Below are 1,151 nucleotides of genomic sequence, written 5' to 3' on the forward strand. Positions count from 1 at the left end.
CGGCTGGTCGAGCAGCGATCTCGATGCACTCATGCCGTGGAATTACGCGCGCTGAACGGTCTCAGCTTGCCGCTTACGGTGTAGTCGCTTGCCGCAAATTCGATCCGACGCCTCCCAAACAACGACGAGCGCTGCCCGCACGTCGTCGCCGTAAACCCGGCGCCCTGGCCGAGGACCACCCTTCGCCGGTTTGCGTTCTCCTCGCAGCAGTCGCATCGCATGCTTGCGATGAAAGCCCGTGAGCGCCACGAACTCGTCTAACATCCTCGCCTTCTCGGCCCGCCCGCCTAACACATAGCGACAACTGATCGCTGCCACCAATTCCGCACGTGTCGCCATGCTGACCTTCCTCATCACAGCTCCCGAGGTTGATTCGGCGGGAGCAATTTAGATGAGGCAATAACCCATTCTCAGGGAGCAGTTCAGGCGAGGCAATGCGCGCGACAAACTGTGCGGTGCCTTTGATTGTCGCGAATGAGGCTGGCCTGCCGCGCCGGCGTTTGACCCCCATGGCGGAACGTCGTCGATAGCTTTCGACGTTCATTTCGAAGATCGTTGCGTGATGAACAAGTCGGTCCACCGCGGCACCCGCCCGCAGGCATAGTTTGATAGTTGCAGGATACGGGGTCGGCATCGAGCACCCAACTCACACGTTGGTTCATGATCGCCGTATGAAATGCATCCGGCGCCATGGGCGGGTTTCGTCCGGGCCTGAAGCCATAGTAGAACCCGCAAAGGATAGGCCGTCATAGACGGCACTAAGCACTTCAGCGACCGCGCCAGCCTCCTTCGCCCCCGAGGCTCTTCCCGCATCCGTATCTGTCTACACTTCAGATGCGACACCGTCGCCTCTTGGGATGCCCAAACGTCAACGTTTTGAAGGAAGACTGGCGACGTGCACATTCGATGTTGCCCCGGGCACTGGGGATCGTCTCATCTGGGTTGGCGCGCTGCACGTGGCCGCGTAAAAACGGATTCTCTCTCAACGGTTTGGGTGTTTTTTCAAGAACGACTGGCATCTATTGCTCGATCCATCTCCACCCTATTGCTGGAAAAGGTAAATGTCGTTCTCCCTGCCTGATGGCCCCAGAGTGGCCGTGTAGGGCACACCATGGATAGTGATGCTGGTCTGGGGGTTGTCCGCGCTCGGC

Annotated in this window: 1 pseudogene; it reads right to left on the reverse strand. The window is 59.2% G+C overall.

Features of this window, described 5'->3' with window-relative positions:
* Positions 1–81: 81 nt before the first annotated feature.
* Positions 82–354 (reverse strand): annotated as a pseudogene (locus PYR71_RS30630) (transposase); the annotation flags it as partial.
* Positions 355–1,151 lie beyond the last annotated feature (797 nt).

Source organism: Rhizobium mulingense (genome assembly GCF_029194105.1).
Taxonomy (GTDB): Bacteria; Pseudomonadota; Alphaproteobacteria; order Rhizobiales; family Rhizobiaceae; genus Rhizobium; species Rhizobium mulingense.